Source organism: Dolosicoccus paucivorans, from assembly GCF_900100125.1.
GTDB lineage: Bacteria > Bacillota > Bacilli > Lactobacillales > Aerococcaceae > Dolosicoccus > Dolosicoccus paucivorans.
The window spans coordinates 20,450-41,253 of sequence record NZ_FNEL01000001.1; the positions used below are offsets into that span (position 1 = coordinate 20,450).

Sequence of the window (20,804 nt, forward strand, 5' to 3'; positions counted from 1 at the left end):
AGGTGAAAAAATGCAGCGATTTGCGATTCAATTACAATATGATGGAACCCCTTATGTTGGCTACCAAGTTCAAAAAAATGGTCATACTGTTCAAGCAGAACTGGAAAAAGCCCTTGCTAAAATGGCTAAACTACCTAAAGGAGAACTGATTCCCACGGTGGCTTGTGGACGAACAGATTCCGGTGTGCATGCCTTAGCTCAAATCGTTCATTTTGACTACCCTGCAGCCATTCATCCAAAAGGATTAATGAATGGTTTAAATAGTATTATGGATCCTTCGATTAGAGTCGTTAATGCAACACCTGTAGGCCCTGATTTTCACGCCCGGTATCATGTAACGCAACGGGAGTATCTTTACCGGGTAGATGTCGGACGCTATCCGGATCCTTTTAAGCGACACTATACCACTCATCATCCCTATCGTTATGATTTAAAACGTATTCAACAAGCGATTCAAACAGTGGTAGGTACTCATGATTTTACGAGCTTTTGTTCTACGAAAACGGATAAAGAAGATAAAGTTCGCACAGTCTATGAAGCCAAAGTATGGTACGATGACGAAACCAATGAACTACGCTTTTCTTTTAAAGCCAATGGCTTTTTATATAATATGATTCGTATTTTAGTAGGAACGCTATTACAAATTGGCGATGGGTTGAAGCCTGTGGAAGAAATGGAACGATTGTTACAAGTAAAAGATCGTAATGAAGCCGGACCGACCGCCCCACCTCAAGGACTGTATATGGTCAACGTTACTTATAATGAACCGATTTTTAAAGGAGGCGAATGATGAAGATTAGAAAAGCGACTTTAGATGATTTAAATACATTGGAAGCAATTTTTGAACACGGAAGACAAGTGATGCGTCAAGCTGGAAACTATGCCCAATGGGTGAATGGCTATCCTAGTCGAGAACTATTAACTCAAGATATTCAACAAGGTCATAGTTATGTTGCGATTGGTGAAAAAGACGGCGAGGAAAGAATTTATGCATCTTTTTATTTAACAACTGATCCAGATCCGACTTATCAAGTGATTGAAGGCGCTTGGTTAAATGACAAGCCCTACGCAACGATTCACCGTATTGTCTCTAGCGGTCAACGAAAAGGTGCAGGTATCGAGTGTATTCAATGGGTTCAGTCTCAGTATGATAATGTGCGCATTGATACCCATGAATCCAATAAATTGATGCAACGTATCTTAAACAAGCTAAACTTTAAAGAGTGTGGTACGATTTATGTAAGTGATGGATCGCCTCGCAAGGCATTTCATTACGCAAAAAAGGAGGAAGACAAATGAAAGAGTTAACGTTAAATAATGGTGTTAAAATTCCTCAATTAGGTTTTGGGACTTGGAAACTAGAAGATGGTAAAGAAGCTTATGAAGCAGTAGAAGCAGCTTTAAAAGCAGGTTATCGCCACATCGATACGGCACAAGTTTATCAAAACGAACGAAGTGTCGGCCAAGCGATTAAAGATAGCGGGATTGATCGAAACGATTTATTTGTGACAACTAAGTCATGGAATACTCACCAAACCTATGATGATGTCATGGCAGCTTTTGAAGAGTCGCTTGAAAAGTTACAAATGGATTACGTCGATTTATTCTTACTTCACTGGCCTACACCGGTAGATACCCGTCAAGGTGATGCGTGGAAAGAAATAAACGCAGAACGTTGGCGCGCTTTAGAAGAGTTGTATCGTTCTAATAAAGTCCGTGCAATCGGTATTTCAAACTTTATGGAAAAGCATATCGAAGTACTTAACGCTACCGCAACCGTTAAACCAATGGTCAACCAAGTGCTTCTAGCCCCAGGTGAGACACAGTCTGATTTAGTGGCTTACTGTCAAGAACAGGGCATGGTTATGGAAGCTTATAGTCCATTTGGTAGTGGCGATTTATTCTCTCACCCAGAAATTGAAAAGCTAACTGAAAAATATCATAAGAGTGCTAGCCAAATCATGTTGCGCTGGTCACTACAACATGATTTTGTTCCACTCCCTCGTTCAAGTAATCCAGCACACATTCAAGACAATTTAAATGTATTTGACTTTGAATTGTCAGTTGAAGATATGAAGCATTTAGATGAATTGGTTAGCGAAACTAAACAACGGGATCCAGAATCCGTTGATTTTTAATAAAAGTGAGAAAAGAATTAAAAAATGATTGATTTTTAATTTGAGTATGTTATACTTTAATTAAATTAAGCGAAAGAGAGGTTATTACAATGTCAATTAAAGTTAATCAATTTCATACTGTAGTAACTATTTCTTTTGCTAAGCATCAATTCAACAATTTATTATTATTAAGGTAGGGCTTCTCAACGCTTTGAGAGGTCCTATTCGCAATGGATGAAACCACTCAAAGTTGCTTTCCTTAATAATAGGTAGATCAAAGCAAGTTTGAGCAATCAAACTTGCTTTTTTTGTTGGATATATTTTAAAGGAGGAATTATTGTTATGTCGTATGGTAAATTTAAAAGAATGGTCGTAGCTGCTTGTGCAAGTATGGCCCTTTTAGGTCAAACAGCAATCGCTACAGCCCAAGAAGCGATTAAAATTGGTGGAAACTTTGAATTATCCGGTGAAGTATCAGATTACGGAAACAAAATGAACCGAGGGGTTCAATTATTCATCGACCAAGTTAACGAAAAAGGTGGCGTAAATGGTCGTCCGATCGAGTATGTCGTCTTCGATAACAAATCAGACATTAGTGAATCTGCTTCGGTTGCGAGCCGTTTAGCTTCTGAAGGGGTTGTAGGTGTTGTAGGACCGGCATTAACAGGTAACGCACAAGCACAAGCTTCTGTTTTAAATAAAGAAGGAATTCCTTATATTTTACCTGCAGCTACCGCAGAAGGTTTAACCCTAGATGATAAAGGTGAAGTCATTCCTTATATGTTTAGAGTATCCTATGAAGATACGATTCAAGCAGGTGCGGCAGGGCAATTTGCTGCTGAACATTTAAATATGAAGAAAGCTGCGGTTATTTCTGACCCAGGAACTGATTATTCAGCTGGATTAGCTAAAGTATTTAAAGAACAATTTGAAAAACTAGGTGGAGAAGTAGTCGTTGAACAATCCTTCTCAGAAGGTGATCAAGACTTCTCAGCGGTTATTTCACAACTATTAACCCAAGACATAGATGTTATTTATTTCCCAGGCTACTACACAGAGGCAGGGCAATTTATTAAACAGGCTCGCGAGATGGGCATTGAGCAACCTATTCTTGGTCCAGACGGATTCGCTAGTCCAATTTTAGTAGAATTAGCAAGTGGTCATGCAAATGACATTTACTATACTTCACACTTTACTTCCGAAGGAGCTACTGGTATTGTAGCTGATTACTTAAAAGCTTACCAAGATAAGTACAACGAAGAATCAGATACGTTCGCAGCACTGGCTTATGATGCGGTAGGACTATTAATTGCTGCTATTGAAGCTTCCGACGCAGAAGACAAAGAAGCAATTGTGAAAGCGCTAGAAGAAACAAAAGACTATGAAGGAGTGACTGGAACGTTCTCAATGGATGAAGAGCATAACCCAGTTAAACCAGCCCTTCTACTTGAATTACAAGACGGACAAGTAGTGAATACAACGTCAATTGAAGTAAAGAAATGAGCTTTTGATTAAAAACTGCTTGACATTGTCGTTTAGACTGTTAAAATATAGTTAATCAATTTTTAAAAGAAAGGAGTCATTGTCATGACTACCCCCTTAAAATCATATTCAATGGCTTCTTTAAGCTATTTAAATAATGTCGTCATTATTATTGCGAAGTAAGACTTCTTAATTTTTTTAGAGAAGTCTATTTTGAGATGAACAAACTTCTCTAGCTTCTCGCAATAATAAGCCAAGAGCAAGTTTGATAGTTCAAACTTGCTCTTTTTATTTAAGAGTATTTTAAAGATTGGCTACTTTTTGAAGGATACATATAACAATAGATAAAGGAGATAAGGAAGATGTTTAAGAAATTAAGTTTAACGGCGATGACCGTTTTAGCTTTAGGAGCTCAATTAGCCTCACCTTTTACAGCATTTGCTGAGAGCGCGTTTAAGTTAGGTGGAAACTTTGAAACAAGTGGTCCGCACGCCGCTTATGGAACACCGATGAAGAAAGCGTTTGAGTTATACTTAAAACAATATAACGAACAAGGTGGTTTTGAGGGCAAAGAGGTTGAATGGGTAGTTTATGATAACAAATCAGACATTACAGAATCGGCTTCTGTTGCCAGCCGTTTAGTTTCAGATGGTGTTGTCGGAGTTGTTGGGCCTGGTACAACAGGAAGTGTATTAGCTGAAGCCCCTGTTTTAGATCAAGCAAAAATTCCTCACGTATTGCCAGCAGCTTCAGGAGACGGTTTGACCCTGGACTCTCAAGGCGATGTTTTAGAATATTTATACCGCGTTTGTTTTGAAGACTCATACCAAGGTGCAGCGGGGGGACAATTTGCGGCTACTGAGTTAGGTAAAACAAAAGCAGCAGTTTTAGAAGATTCAGGTAACGACTTTGCTAAAGGAATTGCTGCATCATTTAAGGAAGCTTTCGAAAAAAATGGAGGCGAAGTGGTTGTCAATGAATCCTTTGCAGAAGGAGATCAAGATTTCTCAGCTATCATTTCAACTCTTTTAAGTAACGATGTGGATGTTATTTACTTTGCTGGATATTACACTGAAGGTGGTATGTTCATTAAGCAAGCTCGTGAAATGGGCTTAGATCAGCCAATCGTTTCAGGAGATGGTTTTACAAGTCCAACTTTAGTTGAACTATCTGGTGGTATGGCTGACGATATTTACTACACTTCAGGATTTTCTGAAAAGTTAGAAAGTGAAAAACTGGACGCTTTCTTAAAATCATATAAAGAAGAGTATGGTGAAGATGCGGATCAGTTTGCTGCTTTATCCTTTGATGCGACAGGTCTATTAGTTGATGCAATTGAACGTGCTGGTTCGACTGATCCAGAAGCAGTTACTAAAGCGTTAAATGAGACAAAGGATTTTGAAGGAGTGACAGGTAAATTTTCAATTGACGAATTACACAACCCACAAAAACCGGTTCTTGTTTTAGAAATGCAACAAGGTGAAGTTGTTAAAGCAACACCAGTCGAAGTGAACTAATAAACATTGATCCAAAAAGCGATGATGTTTGTCATCGCTTTTTTGAAGTTTAAATGATTTTAGATAGAAGGGATGTAAACGATGCAACTGTTTATGCAACAGATGATTAACGGTATTGCTTTAGGAAGTATTTACGCCTTAATTGCTCTGGGGTATACGATGGTTTATGGAACCATTAAATTGATTAACTTTGCCCACGGAGAAGTTTATATGCTTGGCGCTTTCATCGGTTTTTATTTAGTTCAAACCTTTGATATTAATATTTATTTAGCGATGCTCATTGCGATGGCATGTTGTGCCATTATTGGTGTGACTATTGAACGGGTCGCCTATAAGCCACTTAGAAAGTCAACACGAGTGGCTGCTTTAATTACAGCGATTGGCGTTTCTTATTTTATTCAAAACTTAATGGCTTATAAACTTGGACCAGAAGTAAGAGCTTTCCCAGCTGCGATGAAAACACAAGTGTATCGCGTTGGGGGAATTGTGATTAACTCAAAGCAATTATTTGTTTTTATTACGACGATTATTTTAATGATCGTGTTAACACTCATTGTTAACAAAACTAAAATGGGGAAAGCGATGCGTGCTGTTGCGGTAGATGCTGAAGCAGCTCAATTAATGGGAATTGATGTTAACCGCATTATTTCCTTTACTTTTGCTCTTGGTTCTGGGCTAGCAGGTATCGCGGGAGTACTAGTTGGTGTGTATTATAACTCTATCTCGCCGTTTATGGGTGTTACTTCTGGGCTGAAAGCCTTCGTTGCAGCCGTTGTCGGCGGGATTGGAAGTATTCCAGGAGCGATGGTAGGAGGTTACCTCATCGGATTACTAGAAACTCTTGTAACTTATTTAGGCTGGTCAACCTATAAAGATGCAGCGGTTTATGTATTATTAATTATTATTTTACTTGTTTTACCAGCAGGTTTGTTTGGTAAAAATGTTAGAGAGAAAGTGTAGGTGTATAACATGCAACGATTTCATAAACGTAATTTAGCGTGGTTAGGTATGGCATTGTTATGTTATGCATTAATTTGGAGCCTTGTTCATTTTGGCGTCATTACATCTTTTTATCAGCGCGCTTTAATGGATATTATGTTAAACATTATGTTCGCCGTTGGTTTGAACTTAGTTCTAGGTGTAGCAGGACAATTCTCCTTAGGACACGCAGGATTTATCGCGATCGGTGCCTATTCAGGAGCTATTATGAGTACGCGAATGGAGAACGGGACTTACGGTTTAATTTTAGGTGCTCTCGTTGGTGCGGTTATCGCAACAGTTGTCGCTCTTATTGTTGGTATTCCAACCCTTCGTTTACGTGGTGACTATTTAGCCATCGCAACGCTTGGAGTGGCTGAAATTATTCGTGTATTGATCAACAACTTAACGGATTTAACAAATGGGCCGGCGGGAATTAGTGGTATTCCAATGTTAGTGACTTGGCCACTTGTTTATGTTTGTATGGTTTTAACGTTAATGTTTACTTTAAACTATGTGTATAGTAGTGCAGGACGCGCAACTATGGCTATTCAACAAAATGAAATTGCGGCTCAAGCGATGGGAATTAACGTCACGAAATATAAAGTGATTGCTTTTGTTATTGGTGCGATTACCGCCGCGATTGCTGGAACGCTTCAAGCGAGCTATTTAGGAATTGTTGTTCCAGGCGCTTATAACTTCCAACGCTCCATTGATGTCTTAATCATTGTTGTTTTTGGAGGCATTGGAAGCTTTACCGGATCTGTTTTGGCAGCGATTGTACTGGGGATTTTAAACGTTGTTCTTCAAGACTATGGTCAATTACGCATGATTATTTATGCGGTCGCTTTAGTGTTAATTATGATCTTTAGACCACAAGGATTACTTGGCACTTGGGAATTTAAATTAGGACAACGACTATTTCCTAACAAATCATCACAAAAGGAGGCTGTATCATGAGTTTATTAGAAGTTAAAAATGTCAGTCGCTATTTTGGTGGTTTAGCAGCTGTTGCGAATGTATCCATGCATTTTGATGAAGGAGAACTAGTAGGAATTATTGGACCTAACGGAGCAGGGAAAACAACCTTTTTTAACCTAGTAACCGGTGTATATGTTCCTTCTGAAGGTAAAATAACCTTAGCTACTAAAGATGGAGTTCAAGTACTGAACGGACAAAGTCCTGATAAAATTAACGGAATGGGCGTTGCTCGTACTTTCCAAAACATTCGTTTATTTAGTACTCAAACCGTATTAGAAAACGTGATGGTAGCGATGGATCGTAAACAGGGTAATTCTTTATGGTCTTCTTTATTTAGAACAAAAGCTTACTACGATACAGAAGAAACGATGAGAATCCAAGCGTTAGAGCTATTAGAAATGTTCAGCTTAGATCATCTAGCCAACGAAAAAGCACAAAACCTCGCTTACGGGCAACAACGTCGCTTAGAAATTGTTCGTGCCTTAGCAACTGAGCCGCGTATTTTATTCTTAGACGAGCCTGCAGCAGGAATGAACCCAGCAGAAACGAAGGATTTAACGGACTTAATCGCTGAAATTCGTGAGCGTTTCGGATTAACGGTTGTTTTAATTGAACATGATATGTCGTTAGTCATGGAGATTTGTGAGCGTATTTATGTATTAGAGTACGGTCGTTTAATTGCTTCAGGAACGCCAAAAGAAATTCAACAAAATGAAGCCGTTATTCGTGCTTATTTAGGAGGAGAAGCCTAATGTTAAAAGTTCAAGATCTTGAAGTAAACTATGGCATGATTCGAGCAGTCAAAAACATTAGTTTTGAAGTGAATGAAGGCGAAATTGTCACTTTAATTGGAGCTAACGGAGCAGGGAAATCAACCATTTTAAGAACTATTTCTGGTTTAGTTAAACCAACGAGTGGTTCAGTTCAATTTTTAAATGAAGAATTAACTAAGACCTCTGCTAAAAATATTGTTCAATTAGGACTAGCTCAAGTTCCTGAAGGGCGTCATGTTTTTGCGGGGCTAACAGTACAAGAAAACTTAGATTTAGGCGCTTTTTTACGTAATGATAGCCAAGGTATTAAAGAAGATATGGAGCATGTCTTTGAACGCTTCCCTGTTTTAAAAGATCGTTTAAATCAAGATGCAGCGACTCTATCAGGGGGAGAGCAACAAATGTTAGCCATGGGACGTGCTTTAATGACCCGTCCGAAATTGTTACTGTTAGATGAACCTTCCATGGGATTAGCTCCCATTTTTATTAAAGAAATCTTCAATATTATCGAAGATATTAATCGTCAAGGTACAACGGTGTTAGTGGTGGAGCAAAACGCCAATATGGCCTTATCCATTGCTGATCGCGGGTACGTGCTTGAAACAGGAAATGTTGTTTTATCTGGAACAGGTCAAGAGTTACTTGCTAGCCCAGAAGTACAACGCGCTTATTTAGGAGGTTAAAGATGTACGTTAAAGATTATATGACAACGGATTTAATTACGATTGATCCTAAGACGACTGTATTAGAAGCGGTAGATTTAATGGCAGCTCATAATATTCGCCGTCTACCAGTCGTTGATTCCAATACCAACACGTTACTTGGTTTAGTTACTCAAGAAGTGATTGATCGTAACTCACCATCTACAGCGACGAGTTTAGATTACCATGAGCTAAACTATTTATTAAATAAAACAACAGCGGGGGATATTATGATTAAAAAGCCATCCGTTGTAACTCCTCTAGCTTTATTAGAAGAAGCAGCTGTTTTGATGCGTAATGATAAAGTAGGAGCTTTAGTCATTGTGGAAGAAGACAACCAACTTGCTGGAATTATTACTGACAAAGATATTTTCGATGCCTTTGTCGACGTCTTAGGTTATAATACGCCAGGGGTACGCATGACGGTTCAAATTCCAGCTGATGAAGATCGCAGTGGCGTTTTAGACAATATTTTAGAAGTTATGCGTAGTCAAGGCGAAGACGTGGATATTAAACAAATTGTGGTCTTTAGACGAGAAGATCATGTTGAAATTGTTTTCCACTTTGTTAGCTCTGCCGTTTCAGCTATTGAAGAGGTTTTAAACCAAGCAGGTTATACCGTCACTTCCATTATCGAAAAAGTTTAGAAATTTGAAAGTCCATCTTCTTTTTAGAAGGTGGCTTTTTTGTTAATGGAGTAATGGATTGGCTTTGCTTTTGTAAGTCAATTCTTGTAAAATGAACAAAATGAGTAAATGATTAATATATCATTAAAAATACACTTTTGAGTGGAGGTTATTTTGTGGGGCGAACGTTAAAATATGCCTTTAAATATTCATTACCGATGATGATCGGTTATATCGTTTTAGGAGTTTCCTTTGGTATTTTAATGGTGGGATTAGATTATCCTTGGTGGCTGCCGATTTTTATGAGTATTGTGATGTACGGAGGCGCGATGCAGTTTGCATCGGTTGAGCTTTTAACAGCTTCTTTTCATCCTATCAATGCGATCGTGTTGACTCTTTTAGTCAATGCTCGACTTCTTTTTTATGGTCTTTCAATGTTAGATAAATACCAAACGTCCATGCCTAAAAAAGCTTTACTTGCTTTTGGATTGACTGATGAGACATTTGCCTTGAACGTTAGTTTACAAGTGCCCCAATCTCTTGATCCGATTCAAGTCTATTTAGGTGTCACTTATTTTGATTATTTTTATTGGGTAGCCGGAACTGTTTTAGGAGTTGCTGCCGGTCAAGCTTTGCCGATCGATTATACAGGAATTGAGTTTTCATTATCCGCACTTTTTATTATTAATTTTTTTGAACAGATGATAGAAACGAAAGGCTACTTTGCAGGAGCAGTTGGCATAACGATTCCTTTAATTTCACTACTGGTGCTAGGCGCCGATCATTTTATGATTCCAGCGATGACAGGAATTATTTTGACATTTGCTTGGCGTTTTTGGCATAAAAGTAAGGAGGGTGTCCGGTGACAACATCACAAATTATTATTACGATTTTAATTATCGCTGTAGTCACTTATGGTCTACGTTTGGGTCCTTTTTTACTGTTTCCAGGTGATCAATTACCTCCCCGCTTTATTCGCTATTTAGGTCAAGTGTTACCCCCGGCTTCGATGGGACTTTTAGTTGTATTTGTTTTTAAAGATTCAATTGCGACGAACCCCATGCAGTTGATTCCTGAAATGTTAGCTACGGTACTCATTCTTTGTCTCCACTTGTGGAAGCGAAATTTTCTATTAAGTATTGTAGCTGGGACCGTTTTTTATATGGTGCTCGTTCAACAAGTGTTTATCTAAAGCAAAAAGCTCAGCTCATTTTTTTGAGCCGGGCTTTATTTGTTGGTTGGATTAATCTTCGTACATTTGATCTAGCTGCTGTTGAATATCAGGATTATGTAAGTATTCTTCATAAGTTGTGCTCAAGCGGTCGATAATACCTTTTGGTGTTAACTCAATGATTCGGTTACAAGTTGTATTTAATACTTCATAGTCATGAGAAGCTAGAAGAATAACACCTTTAAACTTAATCAGTCCTTCGTTAAGCGAAGTGATGGATTCTAAGTCTAAGTGGTTTGTTGGTTGATCTAAAATTAAGACGTTCGCTTTCGATAACATCATTTTAGATAACATAACACGAACCTTTTCCCCACCGGAAAGAACGTCCACTTCTTTCATAACGTCTTCACCGGTAAATAACATACGACCTAAAAAGCTTCTTAAGAACGTATTATCTTGTTCTTCTTTTTCGGCAAATTGGCGTAACCATTCTAAAATGGACTCTTTATTGCCTTGGAATTCGTCGGTATTGTCTAAAGGTAAGTAAGTTTGGCTAGTTGTCACACCCCATTCAAACGTTCCGCTATCGGGCTCCATATTACCCATTAAAATTTCAAACAAAGTAGTGACCGCAATATCGTTGCGACTTAAGAAAGCAACTTTATCTTCACGGCTTAAAGTAAAGGTGACATTGTCTAACACTTTTTCGCCATCAATCGTTTTAGAAAGATTTTCTACTCGTAAGACGTCGTTACCAATCTCGCGCTCTGGGGAGAAGCCAACATAAGGGTAGCGACGGGATGAAGGTTGAATATCATCTAAGGTGATCTTTTCAAGTAAACGGCGACGAGAAGTAGCCTGTCTAGACTTTGAGGCGTTCGCTGAGAATCGTGCGATAAAGGCTTGTAGCTCTTTAATTTGTTCTTCTTTTTTCGCATTTTGATCAGCTGCCATTTTAGCAGCTAGTTGGCTAGACTGTAACCAGAAGTCGTAGTTTCCTACGTATAATTGGATTTTACCAAAGTCTACGTCTGCCATATGAGTACAGACCGTGTTTAAGAAGTGACGGTCGTGGGAGACGACAATAACCGTATTAGGAAAATCTAAAATAAAGTCACTTAACCAGTCAATCGCTTTAGCGTCGAGTCCGTTCGTCGGCTCGTCTAAAAGTAAGTTGTCGGGACGACTAAATAATGCTTGGGCTAGTAAAACTTTAATTTTATCTGGCTCAGGCAAATCTTTCATCAACGCGTGGTGTAATTCCGTCGGAATACCTAAACCTTGTAGCATGTTACTTGCATCAGATTCAGCTTCCCATCCGCCCATTTCTGCAAAGGCTGCTTCTAATTCACCAGCGCGAACGCCATCTTCTTCACTGAAATCTTCTTTCATATAGATTGCGTCTTTTTCTTTCATAATGTCATATAATTTTTTATGTCCCGTTAAGACCGTATCCATGACTGAATAGTCTTCAAATCCGAAGTGGTCCTGGCTTAAAACAGCTAAGCGCTCATTAGGGTCCATCGTCACTGTTCCTGTGGAAGGTTGAATTTCACCGGATAAAATTTTTAAAAAAGTAGATTTTCCTGCACCGTTAGCGCCGATGACACCGTAACAGTTTCCAGGAGTAAAAGTAATATTTACATCTTCAAATAGTTTGCGATCAGCAAAGTGCAAACTTACGTTCGATACATTAATCAAAGTATCAAAACCTCCTCATTGATAAACTTCTTACCGATCATAGCACAAATAAGTAAGGTTTAATACACAAAAATCCCTTTCATTTTAGAATAACGAAAGGGATCTTATAAAGTCTTATTTATTACGTAATCTTAAAGCGTTGAGTAGAACTGAGACTGAACTAAAACTCATTGCTAAAGCAGCAATCATTGGGTTAAGCAATGGGCCGTTAAAGAACAGATAAAATAATCCCATTGCAAACGGAATTCCAATCGCATTGTATCCAAAAGCCCAAAACAAGTTTTGTTTAATATTAGCAATGGTTGCTTTACTTAAATGAATTGCTTGGGGCACACTTGTTAATTGTCCATTCATTAAAACGGCATCCGCTGATTCAATCGCAATATCCGTTCCATTCCCAATAGCCATACCAATATCAGCTTGAACAAGGGCCGGTGCATCGTTAATTCCGTCTCCAACCATAATGACTTTTTTACCTTCTTGTTGAAGTTCTTTAACGATCGATGATTTATCTTCTGGTAAAACTTCACTAAATACTCGTTGAATGCCTACTTGATCAGCAATAGCGTGAGCAGTTTGTTCATGATCTCCTGTTACCATTACCACTTCACGGTTTAAATCAGTCATCTTTCTAATAGCGACTAAACTATTTTCTTTAACCGGATCACTTACGGCAATAATTCCAACAACTTGATCATCTAAAGCAATTAGCATAGGTGTTTTACTTTGCTTTGCTAAGGTATGCAGATCTTTTAATAGAGTACTATCCATATGGATGTCTTTCATTAACTTTTGGTTGCCAATACGTAAAGTATGCCCTTCTATCTCTGCTTCTAATCCTTGTCCGGTAATACTATCAAAAGAAGTAGGAGTCGTTAAAGTAATGTTTTTTTCTTTCGCGTATTGAACAATAGCAGTGCCTAAAGGGTGTTCGGATGCATCTTCAGCACTAGCCACTAAATAGAGAATCCGCTCTTCATTATAATCAGGAAGAACAGTAAAATCAGTGACGATAGGTTGCCCTTTTGTAATCGTTCCTGTTTTATCTAATAGAACAACATCTGCATCATGAATTGTTTGTAGAGCGGCTCCTGATTTAATTAAAATACCTTTACTTGCGCCATTTCCCGTTGCAACCATAATCGATGTCGGTGTCGCTAGTCCTAAAGCACATGGACAAGCAATGATTAATACACTAATGAAAATGTTTAATGCAAAACCAAGGCCGTGATCACTAAAGAAGTACCAACCCAGTCCTGAAAGAATCGCTAATACAATAACGGTCGGTACAAAATAGCCAGAAATAACATCTGCCAATTGAGCGATTGGGGCTTTTGTTCCTTGAGCCTCTTGAACCATTTGGACGATTTTACTTAACATCGTATCAGCGCCCACATGGGTTGCTTCATAAATAAATGAGCCAGTTTTGTTAACACTTGCGCCGGTGACCGTGTCTCCGACATTTTTTTCAACTGGCACACTTTCGCCGGTTAACATGGATTCATCAATGGCGGAGCGTCCCTCAATAATAACCCCATCTACAGGAAGGCTTTCTCCAGGTCTAATTTGAATTTTATCTCCCACTTGAACAGAAGCGACATCTATTTCTTGAAGAGAACCATCCTTTTGCACTACTCGAGCAACAGGAGGGGTTAAATCCATCAGTGCTTTAACAGCGGCTGACGTTTTTCCTTTAGCGATCTCTTCCATATAGCGCCCAGCATGCATTAGCGTTAAAATCACTGCGACGGATTCAAAATAAACGTGTAAATGGGATGAACCTCCGATTTGTTGAGTCATCACTTGATAAGTAACATATAAACCTTGTAAAAAGGCGGCGGTCGTTCCAATCGCAACTAATGCATCCATATTTGGGTGGCCTTTAAAAAGAGTTTTAAACCCTCGAGAATACATTTGATGACCTAAAGCCATCACGGGTACCGTTAAAGCTAATTGCACTAAAGCGTTATTTAATGGATGAATGGCGGGGTTGATAATAGAGGGTAAAGGCATGCCGATCATCGGTCCCATTGTTAAAATAAATAGAGGCACGGTAAAAACGGCCATCCATATCAGTTGTTGTTTCATTTGTTGCAAACGATTTTGTTTACGAGCTTGTTCTTCTTCATATTGAAGACGAGCATCTTGTTGTAGGCTTGCTTTGTATCCAGCGTCTTTGACGGTTTGAATGATTAAATTCCCTTGGGGCGTATGTTTCCAATCAACGGTAAGTGTTTCATTCGCTAAATTGACTTGAGCTAAAGCGACCTCTTCTAATTGATTGACCGCTTTTTCAACGGTTTGCGCACAACTAGCACAGGTCATTCCTTCAATGGAATAAGTTTGATGGGATGCCCCTTCTTCAAGCTCCATGGAATAACCCGCTTCTTTGACCACTTGTTGTAATGTTTCTTCATTAATTTCTTTTGGATTATAGGTCACGCTGGCTTTTTCAGTAGTTAAATTGACACTAGCGGATTCTACACCCGGCTGATCGTTTAAAGCTCTTTCGATTGTTTGAGCGCAACTGGCACAATTCATGCCGTGAATAACAAATGTTTGTTTCATTGTAAAATTCCTCCTTTAGTTGAGATGACAAGTACATTGACCTTCAGGACAGGTACAAAGTACTTCATCAGGGGCGTTTAGCTTTTGTTGCTTAAGTTGATCTGTCAGTATTTGAATATCGTCTTTCGATAAAGACATCATATCCATTAAGTGACTTAAAAGAGATACGTGTTTTTTATGACAAGTCCGTTGGATTAAATGATCAAGAGTCGCATTTAAAGCATCTTGTTCAGAAATGGCTGCGTTAAATGTATAAGGTCTTTGGGTCGTATCTTTAATGAGCAGCTCTTTTTTCTCTAAACGACTAATGAGTGACTTAATCGTTCCTTCTTTCCATGAAGTAAGATTTAAAACAGTATCAATAATTTCACGACTTGTACAAAAAGGGTGAGCCCAAACGGTTCGCATAATAAGCCACTCGCTTGGGGTAATATCTAAAGCAATGGATTGAATTTGAGACATAATAGATCCTCCTCACACCTTAAGTTTACATGTGTAAACTAATTAAGTCAACTATATTAATAACCCTTCACAAGATTGATATACCACTACATCTACTTAAGGCGAAAATTTGTTCGCACAACATATCGGTTTTAAGTCTTGAACTTCCTAAAAGAGACTGTTATAGTTTAGTAGCGACTGAATGTCGAAGAAAAGAATAATAAGAAAAGAGGTTAGATCATGCTTGTTGTATACATGACGATGACGGGACAAACCCGTCGTTTTGTTAATAAATTAGACTTGCCCTCTTTAGAGATTACACAAGAAAATATGTATACAGAAATCAATAAGCCATTTATTATCATTGTTCCGACTTATCAAGGCGAAGCAACTGATATTATGTATGATTTGTTAGAAACAGGGAATAATGCAGCTTATTTTAAAGGTGTAGCCGGTGGAGGCAATTTAAACTTTGGGACTTTATTTTGTTACACAGCTAAAGATATTGCCCGAGATTTTAATGTTCCTTTACTTCATATGTTTGAGTTTCAAGGAAATGATAAAGATGTCAAAATTATAAAGGAGAAGGTGCAAGAAATTGGATCAACCAGTATTGAAAAGTAAACCAACCGAAGTAACTTATTTTAAATTAAATAACGAATTAAACCGCCCGATTGATAATAAAATTCCTCTTCATAAAGACCAAGAAGCAGTGAGAGCTTTCTTCTTAGAACACGTCAACCCTAACACTGTCTTTTTCTATACATTGGACGAGAAGTTAGACTATTTAATTGATAATGATTTTTTAGAAGAAGAGTTTTTAAATAAATATGACCGTGAATTTGTTAAAGAATTGATGAAGTCGACTTACGATAAGAAGTTCCGTTTCCGCTCCTTTATGGGTGCGTTTAAGTTTTATCAACAATACGCCATGAAGACAAACGACAACCAACGTTATTTAGAGCGTTTCGAAGACCGTGTTGTATTTAATGCGCTCTTTTTAGCAAACGGAGACGAAGAATTAGCGATAGCCATTCGCGACGAAATGATTTCTCAACGTTACCAACCAGCCACTCCTACCTTCTTAAACGCTGGTCGTAAGCGCCGTGGAGAGTTAGTGTCTTGTTTCTTAATTGAAGTAACAGACGATATGAACAGTATTGGTCGTGCGATCAACTCTGCACTCCAATTATCAAGAATTGGTGGCGGTGTGGGGGTCAACTTATCGAATATTCGTGCTGCGGGAGATCCAATTAAACAAATCGAGAACGCTTCAAGTGGTGTTGTTCCTGTAATGAAGTTATTAGAAGATAGTTTCAGTTACTCTAACCAATTGGGTCAACGTAACGGAGCAGGAGCTGTTTATATTAACATCTTCCACCCAGATATTGTTGCTTTCCTATCAACGAAGAAAGAAAACGCTGATGAAAAGATTCGTGTAAAAACTCTCTCTCTAGGACTTGTTGTGCCGGATAAGTTTTACGAATTAGTTCGCAAAAATGAAAACATGTATCTATTTAGTCCATATGACGTAGAACGTGTCTACGGTAAGCCGTTTTCTTATGTAGATATTACAAAAGAATATGACAACATGGTCAACAACCCTGAAATTAAAAAGACGAAAGTCTCAGCTCGCGAACTAGAAGATGAAATTAGTAAACTACAACAAGAATCAGGTTATCCATATATTATGAACGTGGATACCGCTAACCGCACGAACCCAATTGATGGAACGATCATTATGAGTAACTTATGTAGCGAAATCTTACAAGTTCAAACGCCTTCAGTTATCAATGACCGTCAAGAATATGAAGTGATGGGAACAGATATTAGTTGTAACTTAGGATCGACAAACATTCCTAACATGGTACAATCTCCGGATTTTGCTAAATCTGTTGAAGTGGCAGTTCGTGCTTTGACTTATGTTACTGATCATTCGTCCATTGAAGCAGTCTCAACAATTAAAAAAGGAAACGATTTATACCATACAATTGGTTTAGGCGGTATGGGACTTCATACCTTATTTGCCTTAAATCAAATGGAGTATGGTTCGCCAGAATCCATTGAATTAACAGAAGCTTATTTCTATGCGTTAAACTACTACAGCCTAAAAGCGTCAAATAAAATCGCTAAAGAACGTGGCGAAACGTTCCATGACTTTGAAAAATCTGACTACGCTAACGGAACTTATTTTGATCCGTACATTGAATCACCTTTAACCTTAACTTTTGATAAAGTAAAAGAGGTTCTCAAAAATGTTCCCTTACCAACTAAGGAAGATTGGCAAGCGCTAAAAGAAGCGGTTCAACAAGACGGATTATATCACCAATACCGTATGGCCATTGCACCAACAGGGTCAATTAGTTATGTCAACGAAACAAGCGCAAGTTTACATCCAATTACCCAATTAGTTGAAGAACGTCAAGAAAAAACCATTGGAAAAGCGTATTACCCAGCGCCTTATTTATCCAATGATACGATTGGCTATTATAAGTCAGCTTATGACATTGACCAACGTCTCATTATTGACGTTTACGCTGCTGCTCAAAAGCATATCGATCAAGGAATGTCTTTAACATTATTTATGCGTTCTGAACTTCCTGAAGGAATGTATCCATGGAAAGAAGGACGTACAAATAAGATGACAACCCGAGACTTAAACTTACTGCGTCACTACGCTTGGAATAAAGGAATTAAATCACTTTATTACGTTAGAACCTATACTCAAGACGGCGAGACCGTTGGAAGCAACTCTTGCGAGAGCTGTACTATTTAATGAAGAAAGGATCGATAACATGTCAAACGACTATATCCGTAAAGCTCGTTTAACCCATAGCGATTATTTACAAGATGATGGGACTTATAAAGCAATGAACTGGAACGATGTAGAAGACATTATTGATAAATTAACTTGGGAGAAGTTAATTGAACAATTTTGGGTGGATACACGGGTTCCTTTATCAAACGATTTAGACGATTGGCGTACTCTTTCTGATGAAGAAAAAGACGTCGTCGAAAAAGTATTCGGTGGACTCACATTACTTGATACAATGCAAGGAGAAACGGGAGTCAGCCGTTTAAGAGAAACCGTTCGTACCCAAATGGAAGATGCGGTATTATCAAACATTGAATTTATGGAAAACTTACACGCTAAAAGTTATTCATCTATTTTCAGTACATTAAACACGCCTGCCGAAATTGATGAAATTTTCCGTTGGACAAATAGTAATAAATACTTACAAAAGAAAGCCCAAACAGCGATTGATGTGTATGATAACGGAACACCACTGCAAGCTAAAGCAATGAGCGTAATGTTAGAATCTTTCTTATTCTATTCAGGGTTTTACGCCCCTCTACACTTTTTAGGTACAAACCGTTTACCTAACGTAGCGGAAATTATTAAATTAATTATTCGTGATGAGTCGGTTCACGGGACGTATATTGGTTATAAATTCCAATTAGGAATGAATGAATTACCGGAAGAAGAACAAGAAGAATTGAAACAATGGGTTTATGACCAAGTGTATGCTTTTTATTTAAACGAAGAAAAGTATACGGAATTAATTTATGATCAAGTCGGTTGGACGGAAGACGTGAAAATCTTCGTTCGTTATAACGCTAATAAGGCGCTACAAAACTTAGGGCTGGATCCGCTATTCCCTGATACGGCAGACGACGTTAACCCAATTATTATGAACGGTATTTCTACCGGATCATCAAACCATGACTTCTTCTCTCAAGTAGGAAACAGCTACTTAGTTGGACAAGTAGAAGCGATGTCTGATGATGACTATTTAAATTTTACTTAAAAATAAGGCTCGCCTTGCGGCGAGCTTTTTTGTGTATTGTAAACCATTAATTGTCACAAATTATAAAATTAGTTAATAAAAGTTTATTGTGAAGGATAAATGGGGTAAACTGAATACTGTAAGCGTTTAAATTACCAGGGGAGGAATAAAAATGAACGTTTTTGAAAGAGTTGAACAATCAGTACGAGGTAAAGGAGTACGCATTGTATTTCCTGAGCCGACGGATGCGCGTATTTTAAGAGCTGCGGTTCGTTTACAATATGATCAAATTGTTGAGCCGGTTTTAGTAGGCGATAAAGAGGAAACAATTGCTTTAGCTAAAGAATTAGATTTAGATATTTCTAGCTTAGAATTAATCGATCCGGCAGATTATCCAGAAGATAAAGCACAAGCAATGGTCGAAGAGTTTGTTCTTCGCCGTAAGGGTAAAGCAACTCCGGAACAAGCAAGAGAAGCGATTAAGGACCCAATGTACTTTGGAACGATGCTAGTTCAACTAGATATTGCCGATGGATTAGTGGCGGGTGCTGCAACATCTACAGGAGATGTGGTTCGTCCAGCTCTACAAATCATTAAAACAGCGCCAGGATCTTCAATTATGAGTGGTTGTTTTGTGATGGTCCCTCCAAGTGAAGAAGCACGAACATTAGTATTTGCTGACTGCGCGATTAATATTAATCCAACTGCTGAACAATTAGCTGATATCGCTCAACAAACTGTGCGTACGGGTAAAATCTTTGGCGTTGATCCAAAAGTAGCGATGTTAAGTTTTTCAACTAGAGGATCTGCTAGCTCACCGGAAGTAGATAAAGTAGTTGAAGCAACTCGTATTTTAAAAGAAACATCACCTGAATTAGATGTTGATGGTGAATTGCAATTTGATGCAGCTTACAGTCCTATCGTAGCTCGTCAAAAAGTATCGGACTCTACTGTAGCAGGAGAAGCGACAATTTTCGTCTTCCCAGACTTAGAAGCGGGAAATATTGGTTACAAAATTGCTCAACGTTTAGGGAGTTATGACGCGGTCGGTCCTATTTTACAAGGAATGGCTAAGCCGGTGTGTGACTTATCCCGTGGATGTAACGAAGACGATATTTATCGCGTAGCGATGATTACTGCCTTAGATGCTTTAACAGATTAATAGAACAAAAACCAGGAACGGCGGTTCCTGGTTTTATTTATAAATAAAAAATCCCCACCGAGGTGAGGATTCAATCGATATTAATTATTCACCAGCATCTTGTGCATCGACATCTGTTTCTTCTTCATGATCGACAGCGTCAACATCTTCTGCATCAGCGTCAGCATCTGTCATGTCGGCATCTTCTACGGGTTCTTCATAAGTACCGTCTTCTTGAATGATCGCAGTTGGAATGTCATCCACTGTACCGAAATACCACTCGACTAATTCGCCACCTTCAAGGGTTTGAGAAACAACACCTAGTTCAGCAAATTGTTTGTCTAATAAGTAAGTCCAATAAATGGCTTCGGCAGGATCAATCGCATGGCCTTCAATTTCAGAAATAATTCCTTCTTCTTGGTCAAAAGTAAAGGTTACTTTGTCTTGAGATTCTAAAACTTCTAAAATAGATTTACCGGCCACATCTTTAGCTGTAAAGTGAGCAATTTGTTCTTCACCTACATAGAAGCGGAAAACAGCTTCATCGGCTGCAGGTGTTTCATCACCAGTTGTTTCATCAGCTTCTTTAGTTTCGTCCGCTTGACTTTCGTTCTTATCTTGACTAGTTGCGTCAGTTGATTCAGCTGATTCTGAAGATTCTAGTTGTGATTCTACGCTCGATTCTGATACACTTTCAGTAGCAGGTTCTGTGGCAGTATCTTGTTTATTTCCACAAGCAACCAATACTAAGGATAGAAAAGAAAGAGCAATTAACTTTGCTTTATTCATAATTATCAAGGCCTCCTTATAATATGCGTC

At 38.4% G+C, this 20,804-nt stretch carries 20 protein-coding genes; 16 read left to right on the top strand and 4 right to left on the bottom strand.

The annotated features are described in order from the left end of the window. Positions 1–10 precede the first annotated feature (10 nt). The 12 genes from truA to BLR79_RS00235 all read left to right on the top strand — a co-directional run bounded on the left by truA (position 11) and on the right by BLR79_RS00235 (position 10,367). On the top strand, positions 11–790 hold the full coding sequence (gene truA / locus BLR79_RS00180) for a tRNA pseudouridine(38-40) synthase TruA (RefSeq protein WP_092083717.1): 780 nt from the start codon (positions 11–13) through the stop codon (positions 788–790). Next, complete coding sequence (locus BLR79_RS00185; RefSeq protein WP_200778850.1) at positions 790–1,299, top strand: GNAT family N-acetyltransferase; 510 nt, start codon at positions 790–792, stop codon at positions 1,297–1,299. The genes truA and BLR79_RS00185 overlap by 1 nt, the downstream gene beginning before the upstream one ends. Beyond that, positions 1,296–2,138: an aldo/keto reductase gene (locus BLR79_RS00190; protein WP_092083721.1), complete on the top strand. Its 843-nt coding sequence runs from the start codon at positions 1,296–1,298 to the stop codon at positions 2,136–2,138. Before BLR79_RS00185 ends, BLR79_RS00190 begins: the two co-directional genes overlap by 4 nt. Before the next feature lie 321 nt (positions 2,139–2,459). Then, a complete protein-coding gene (locus BLR79_RS00195; RefSeq protein WP_092083723.1) occupies positions 2,460–3,620 on the top strand; it encodes an ABC transporter substrate-binding protein in 1,161 nt (386 codons plus the stop codon). Between the two features lie 341 nt (positions 3,621–3,961). Further along, on the top strand, positions 3,962–5,116 hold the full coding sequence (locus BLR79_RS00200) for an ABC transporter substrate-binding protein (RefSeq protein WP_092083725.1): 1,155 nt from the start codon (positions 3,962–3,964) through the stop codon (positions 5,114–5,116). A gap of 81 nt (positions 5,117–5,197) precedes the next feature. After that, positions 5,198–6,076, top strand: coding sequence for a branched-chain amino acid ABC transporter permease (locus tag BLR79_RS00205; protein WP_092083726.1), 879 nt, complete (start codon positions 5,198–5,200; stop codon positions 6,074–6,076). Positions 6,077–6,085: 9 nt separating this feature from the next. Then, entirely contained in the window at positions 6,086–7,054 is a 969-nt protein-coding gene (locus BLR79_RS00210; RefSeq protein ID WP_092083727.1) for a branched-chain amino acid ABC transporter permease, read from the top strand. Further along, on the top strand, positions 7,051–7,827 hold the full coding sequence (locus BLR79_RS00215) for an ABC transporter ATP-binding protein (protein WP_092083728.1): 777 nt from the start codon (positions 7,051–7,053) through the stop codon (positions 7,825–7,827). Before BLR79_RS00210 ends, BLR79_RS00215 begins: the two co-directional genes overlap by 4 nt. Continuing rightward, positions 7,827–8,531: an ABC transporter ATP-binding protein gene (locus tag BLR79_RS00220; RefSeq protein ID WP_092083729.1), complete on the top strand. Its 705-nt coding sequence runs from the start codon at positions 7,827–7,829 to the stop codon at positions 8,529–8,531. Before BLR79_RS00215 ends, BLR79_RS00220 begins: the two co-directional genes overlap by 1 nt. A gap of 2 nt (positions 8,532–8,533) precedes the next feature. After that, entirely contained in the window at positions 8,534–9,196 is a 663-nt protein-coding gene (locus tag BLR79_RS00225) for a CBS domain-containing protein (protein WP_092083730.1), read from the top strand. Positions 9,197–9,351: 155 nt separating this feature from the next. Then, positions 9,352–10,041 carry an AzlC family ABC transporter permease gene (locus tag BLR79_RS00230; RefSeq protein ID WP_092083732.1) on the top strand — a complete coding sequence of 230 codons (690 nt, stop codon included), beginning with the start codon at positions 9,352–9,354 and terminating at the stop codon, positions 10,039–10,041. Further along, a complete protein-coding gene (locus BLR79_RS00235) occupies positions 10,038–10,367 on the top strand; it encodes a branched-chain amino acid transporter permease (RefSeq protein WP_092083734.1) in 330 nt (109 codons plus the stop codon). Before BLR79_RS00230 ends, BLR79_RS00235 begins: the two co-directional genes overlap by 4 nt. Before the next feature lie 51 nt (positions 10,368–10,418). Here BLR79_RS00235 and BLR79_RS00240 read toward each other — a convergent pair whose 3' ends face one another. From BLR79_RS00240 to BLR79_RS00250, 3 genes are all read right to left on the bottom strand, one after another. Further along, the gene (locus BLR79_RS00240; protein WP_092083736.1) at positions 10,419–12,047 is read right to left on the bottom strand and encodes an ABC-F family ATP-binding cassette domain-containing protein; all 1,629 of its coding nucleotides are present in this window, start codon (positions 12,045–12,047) and stop codon (positions 10,419–10,421) included. Positions 12,048–12,161: 114 nt separating this feature from the next. Beyond that, on the bottom strand, positions 12,162–14,615 hold the full coding sequence (locus BLR79_RS00245) for a heavy metal translocating P-type ATPase (protein WP_092083737.1): 2,454 nt from the start codon (positions 14,613–14,615) through the stop codon (positions 12,162–12,164). 15 nt (positions 14,616–14,630) lie between these two features. Then, positions 14,631–15,077, bottom strand: coding sequence for a BlaI/MecI/CopY family transcriptional regulator (locus BLR79_RS00250; protein WP_092083738.1), 447 nt, complete (start codon positions 15,075–15,077; stop codon positions 14,631–14,633). A gap of 219 nt (positions 15,078–15,296) precedes the next feature. Here BLR79_RS00250 and nrdI point away from each other — a divergent pair, with 219 nt between their 5' ends. The 4 genes from nrdI to pta all read left to right on the top strand — a co-directional run bounded on the left by nrdI (position 15,297) and on the right by pta (position 20,006). After that, on the top strand, positions 15,297–15,680 hold the full coding sequence (nrdI, locus tag BLR79_RS00255; RefSeq protein ID WP_092083739.1) for a class Ib ribonucleoside-diphosphate reductase assembly flavoprotein NrdI: 384 nt from the start codon (positions 15,297–15,299) through the stop codon (positions 15,678–15,680). After that, positions 15,655–17,832 carry a class 1b ribonucleoside-diphosphate reductase subunit alpha gene (gene nrdE, locus BLR79_RS00260; protein ID WP_092083740.1) on the top strand — a complete coding sequence of 726 codons (2,178 nt, stop codon included), beginning with the start codon at positions 15,655–15,657 and terminating at the stop codon, positions 17,830–17,832. Before nrdI ends, nrdE begins: the two co-directional genes overlap by 26 nt. A 94-nt stretch (positions 17,833–17,926) precedes the next feature. Further along, positions 17,927–18,865 carry a class 1b ribonucleoside-diphosphate reductase subunit beta gene (gene nrdF, locus BLR79_RS00265; protein WP_234970745.1) on the top strand — a complete coding sequence of 313 codons (939 nt, stop codon included), beginning with the start codon at positions 17,927–17,929 and terminating at the stop codon, positions 18,863–18,865. 151 nt (positions 18,866–19,016) lie between these two features. Continuing rightward, the gene (gene pta / locus BLR79_RS00270) at positions 19,017–20,006 is read left to right on the top strand and encodes a phosphate acetyltransferase (RefSeq protein WP_092083744.1); all 990 of its coding nucleotides are present in this window, start codon (positions 19,017–19,019) and stop codon (positions 20,004–20,006) included. Between the two features lie 84 nt (positions 20,007–20,090). On the opposite strand, the gene BLR79_RS00275 is transcribed toward pta, so the two are convergent. After that, positions 20,091–20,774, bottom strand: a complete 684-nt coding sequence (locus tag BLR79_RS00275; protein ID WP_092083746.1) for a DUF4430 domain-containing protein — start codon at positions 20,772–20,774, stop codon at positions 20,091–20,093. Positions 20,775–20,804: the final 30 nt, after the last annotated feature.

What these genes read in the sequence shown, in the direction of transcription:
- truA (WP_092083717.1), top strand. Translation starts at nt 11, where the DNA reads ATGCAGCGATTTGCGATTCAATTACAATATGATGGAACCCCTTATGTT.
- BLR79_RS00185 (WP_200778850.1), top strand. Translation starts at nt 790, where the DNA reads ATGAAGATTAGAAAAGCGACTTTAGATGATTTAAATACATTGGAAGCA.
- BLR79_RS00190 (WP_092083721.1), top strand. Translation starts at nt 1,296, where the DNA reads ATGAAAGAGTTAACGTTAAATAATGGTGTTAAAATTCCTCAATTAGGT.
- BLR79_RS00195 (WP_092083723.1), top strand. Translation starts at nt 2,460, where the DNA reads ATGTCGTATGGTAAATTTAAAAGAATGGTCGTAGCTGCTTGTGCAAGT.
- BLR79_RS00200 (WP_092083725.1), top strand. Translation starts at nt 3,962, where the DNA reads ATGTTTAAGAAATTAAGTTTAACGGCGATGACCGTTTTAGCTTTAGGA.
- BLR79_RS00205 (WP_092083726.1), top strand. Translation starts at nt 5,198, where the DNA reads ATGCAACTGTTTATGCAACAGATGATTAACGGTATTGCTTTAGGAAGT.
- BLR79_RS00210 (WP_092083727.1), top strand. Translation starts at nt 6,086, where the DNA reads ATGCAACGATTTCATAAACGTAATTTAGCGTGGTTAGGTATGGCATTG.
- BLR79_RS00215 (WP_092083728.1), top strand. Translation starts at nt 7,051, where the DNA reads ATGAGTTTATTAGAAGTTAAAAATGTCAGTCGCTATTTTGGTGGTTTA.
- BLR79_RS00220 (WP_092083729.1), top strand. Translation starts at nt 7,827, where the DNA reads ATGTTAAAAGTTCAAGATCTTGAAGTAAACTATGGCATGATTCGAGCA.
- BLR79_RS00225 (WP_092083730.1), top strand. Translation starts at nt 8,534, where the DNA reads ATGTACGTTAAAGATTATATGACAACGGATTTAATTACGATTGATCCT.
- BLR79_RS00245 (WP_092083737.1), bottom strand. Translation starts at nt 14,615, where the DNA reads ATGAAACAAACATTTGTTATTCACGGCATGAATTGTGCCAGTTGCGCT.
- BLR79_RS00250 (WP_092083738.1), bottom strand. Translation starts at nt 15,077, where the DNA reads ATGTCTCAAATTCAATCCATTGCTTTAGATATTACCCCAAGCGAGTGG.
- nrdI (WP_092083739.1), top strand. Translation starts at nt 15,297, where the DNA reads ATGCTTGTTGTATACATGACGATGACGGGACAAACCCGTCGTTTTGTT.
- nrdF (WP_234970745.1), top strand. Translation starts at nt 17,927, where the DNA reads ATGAACTGGAACGATGTAGAAGACATTATTGATAAATTAACTTGGGAG.
- pta (WP_092083744.1), top strand. Translation starts at nt 19,017, where the DNA reads ATGAACGTTTTTGAAAGAGTTGAACAATCAGTACGAGGTAAAGGAGTA.
- BLR79_RS00275 (WP_092083746.1), bottom strand. Translation starts at nt 20,774, where the DNA reads ATGAATAAAGCAAAGTTAATTGCTCTTTCTTTTCTATCCTTAGTATTG.